We start from the raw sequence: 3,566 nt of genomic DNA, 5'->3' as shown, positions 1-3,566 counted from the left end.
AGTGACAGAAGCTGTTTACGGACGCGATCGCTTCCGTTATGGATGGAAGAAACAAAGTTAAGATGCACCGAAAAAAATTACACTTTTATTGTGTCCTGAGAGTTAAGACCGATCCCCCAATGGTGCTTTGTCGCCCGTACAGAAGCTTGGTTCTGGGTTGAGACGGTTATGACATTGGTGAAATGGTTGCTGCCATTATCCCGTTTAGGAGACTGTATTCATCCGTCAACCCAGGTCAGGGCACACCTCTAATTGCTAGTATGACTCCGCATTCGTGAGGAAGCCTTTGATGATGAAAACACCAAAGTCCAAATCCTATTTACATCGACCAAGTACGAATGACACTTCCGATTTAAGACCAATCAACCCAAATGCAGCGGGTATTGATATCGGTTCAGAATTCCACTGGGTGAGTGTTCCCAAAAATCGAGCCTCCGAGTGTGTAAGACGTTTTGGCTGTTACACTGCTGACTTGTATGCCCTTGCAGATTGGCTAGCTGAATGTAGAGTGGAAACTGTAGCAATGGAATCAACAGGGGTGTATTGGATTGCATTGTTTCAAATCTTGGAGACAAGAGGCTTTGAGGTCAAACTTGTCAACGCCCATCACGTGAAAACTTTACCTGGACGTAAAACAGATATCTTAGACTGTCAATGGTTGCAACAGTTGCATAGTTATGGATTATTATCTGGTTCTTTTCGCCCAGAAGACCAAATTTGTGTATTACGGAGTTATATCCGCCACCGAGATAGTCTTATCAAAAGTGCTTGTGTTCACATTCAACGGATGCAAAAAGCTTTAACCCAGATGAACGTGCAACTGCATAAAGTTGTCAGCGATATCACTGGTATTACTGGGATGGCAATTATTCGAGCGATCGCCGCTGGAGAAAAAGACCCACAAATTTTGGCAGCTAAAAAGCATTACCGCGCTAAACGCTCGGAAGCAGAAATTGCTGCCGCACTGAATGGGGATTATCGCAGTGAGCATGTTTTTGTACTCCAACAAGAACTACAGCTCTACGATGTTTATCAAACTCAGATAGCCGCTTGCGATCGCCAAATACAGGAGTGCTTGGCTCAATTTAGCAACAAAGTTAATTTGAATGAATCTCCGCTTCCGCAACCAAAGCACCCCCGCCATAAACCTCAAGGCAATGAACCTGCTTTTGATTTACGTACCCATCTTTACCGAATTAGTGGTGTGGACTTCACGGCCATTGATGGTCTTGGTATCCTAACAGTGCAAACCATTATTTCCGAGGTCGGTTTAGATCCTACCCGATTCCCAACTGTTAAACACTTTACTTCCTGGCTTGGTCTTTGCCCTTGCAATCGCATCACTGGTGGTAAAATTAAAAGTTCTAAAACTCGCCTTGTTGTCAACCCGGCTACCAATGCTTTCCGAATGGCAGCACAAACAGCAGGCAAGAGCAATTCTGCCTTGGGTGCTTTTTACCGTCGTTTACGTTCTCGCCTGGGTACACCCAAAGCTATCACTGCTACTGCTCATAAGTTAGCACGAATTTTCTACCGACTTTGGACATCTGGAGGTGACTATCAAGATCCTGGCATGGATTATTATGAACAACGTTACCAAGAACGAGTCGTCAATAACCTCCAGAAAAAAGCTCTAGCTTTAGGTTTTGAGCTTGTTCCCCAGCCCGAAGCAAATACGGTTTCTTAGGAGAGGGTTATTGCGCGGACGAGTGGTGGTAATTGCCCATACAGAAGTTGGAGATGAAATTCGTGTCATTTCGATGAGAGAGGGAACTAAACATGAGCAATTCATTTTCTTTCAAAGCCTCTCAAACTGATTGGGAGAGGATTGAGGCAATGCAAGATGAGGACATTGATCTTTCTGACATTCCAGAAGTGACTGAAGAACAGATGAAGCAAGCACTGCTGCGGGTTGGCGGAAAACCTACTGAACGGTTTCAACAGCGTGGCAAACGTCTAACGCTTGAGGAATACAATAGACGAATGCCAGGAAATTATTTCAGAAGTTGAGTTTGCTAGAAAACTTGATGTTGAAAAAATTCAAGAGAAATTCTTCAATGAGGTTCAGTCAAAAGTGCTTGAATACATCGTTAGACTTCGGTCTTACAAGTATCAAGGTGGTTAAAGAAAATCACTAACCACCTTTTTATTTTTGAGACTTAATTTTATTTCACTATTCCTGAATGACCGGGGATATCTGCCAAAGGTTCAAATCTGCCACCTAAGTATTTGGCGAGAAACTCTTCTGCGATCGCAAAGAAATGCAACCGATTTTCTGGTCTGGCAAAACCATGTCCTTCATCTGTGTAAAGTGCATATTGTACTGGTAAACCAGCCTGCTGCATTGCATTGACAATTTGATCGCTTTCTGATTGTTTCACTCGCGGATCATTTGCACCTTGACCGATAAGTAAAGGTTTTTGAATTCGGTCAGCAAAGAATAAAGGCGATCGCGATTTCAAAAACTCCTCTTCTGTCTCTAAATTACCAACGCGATGATAAAGCATTGCCTTGAGTGGTTCCCAATAAGGCGGTATAGTTTCTATCAAAGTAATCAAGTTACTGGGGCCGACAATATCCACACCAGCAGCAAAAACTTCTGGTGTAAAAGTCAACCCTACAAGAGTGGCGTAACCACCATAAGAACCGCCCATAATCGCAATCTTTTGCGGGTCGCAAATGCCTTTTTCCCTTAGCCAATTCACAGCATCAATCAAATCATCGTGCATTTTAGCAGCCCATTCCCGGTTTCCAGCATTCAAGAATGCTTTACCATAGCCAGTGGAACCCCGATAATTGACTTGCAGAACAGCGTAACCCCGGTTAGCTAACCATTGCGCTTCCGGATCTAAACCCCAGGTATCCCGCACCCAAGGACCGCCGTGAACCAGGAGTATTGTTGGTAGATTCTGGCTAGGTATTCTCACAGGGGTTGTGAGGTAACCGTGGATAGTTAAACCATCCCGTGCCTCGTAGGAAATCGGTTGCATTGATGCTAACTGCAAACCTTCGAGTTTGGGTTTGTTGCTAAAGAGGAAAGTGCTAGTTTTTGATTCTCGGTTATAGGTGTAGTAATAAACTGGACCATCGTCTGTGTTGTAAGCTAATAGCCAGTTTTTATCTTCCAAATCGCGGCTAATTAAAGAAAACTCCCCAGAACGTACCTTGGCAATTTCTTCAAAATCAGCGGCGATACTTTCGTCAATTACCTGCCATTCCTGTTTATCTTTGTAGAAAGAAACTGCTTGGATAACTCGTGTTACAGGCTGAATGACTATCCCCATAACATCATACTGCTCATCTTGGGCGATCGCTGTTTCTTCACGGGTATCTAAGTCAACAGCTAGCAGACGTTGGGCGTTAGCATCATGACTGCCTTCAATATAAAGTGTTTTGCCATCAGCCGAGAAGCTAACAGAATTCCCTTGTTCTTCTATTCCCCAGTGACGGAGAACATCCCACTCTTTATCCGTGGTTTCCCGTAATAACAAATCGTAACCACCATCAGGAGTACTAGAGAGGCAGTCCAGTAAAAGTAGTTGACAAGATGCACAGTTTTTGCGGAG

At 43.8% G+C, this 3,566-nt stretch carries 3 protein-coding genes; 2 read left to right on the top strand and 1 reads right to left on the bottom strand.

All coding sequences use genetic code 11. The annotated features are described in order from the left end of the window. Window positions 1-292 precede the first annotated feature (292 nt). Together VB740_RS17580 and VB740_RS17575 are read left to right on the top strand one after the other, a co-directional pair. A complete protein-coding gene (locus VB740_RS17580; protein WP_323201251.1) occupies window positions 293-1,687 on the top strand; it encodes an IS110 family transposase in 1,395 nt (464 codons plus the stop codon). 92 nt (window positions 1,688-1,779) lie between these two features. Then, on the top strand, window positions 1,780-2,010 hold the full coding sequence (locus VB740_RS17575; RefSeq protein ID WP_323201250.1) for a hypothetical protein: 231 nt from the start codon (window positions 1,780-1,782) through the stop codon (window positions 2,008-2,010). Between the two features lie 155 nt (window positions 2,011-2,165). On the opposite strand, the gene VB740_RS17570 is transcribed toward VB740_RS17575, so the two are convergent. Then, a partial coding sequence (locus VB740_RS17570; RefSeq protein ID WP_323201249.1) for a S9 family peptidase occupies window positions 2,166-3,566 on the bottom strand: 1,401 nt, incomplete at its 5' end.

Origin of the sequence: Nostoc sp. UHCC 0251, from assembly GCF_034932245.1 — a bacterium.
Classification (GTDB): domain Bacteria; phylum Cyanobacteriota; class Cyanobacteriia; order Cyanobacteriales; family Nostocaceae; genus Nostoc.
The sequence above is the reverse complement of the archived record's forward strand: the minus strand, read 5'-3'. Positions and strand labels throughout refer to the sequence as shown.

What these genes read in the sequence shown, in the direction of transcription:
- VB740_RS17575 (WP_323201250.1), top strand. Translation starts at nt 1,780, where the DNA reads ATGAGCAATTCATTTTCTTTCAAAGCCTCTCAAACTGATTGGGAGAGG.
- VB740_RS17580 (WP_323201251.1), top strand. Translation starts at nt 293, where the DNA reads ATGAAAACACCAAAGTCCAAATCCTATTTACATCGACCAAGTACGAAT.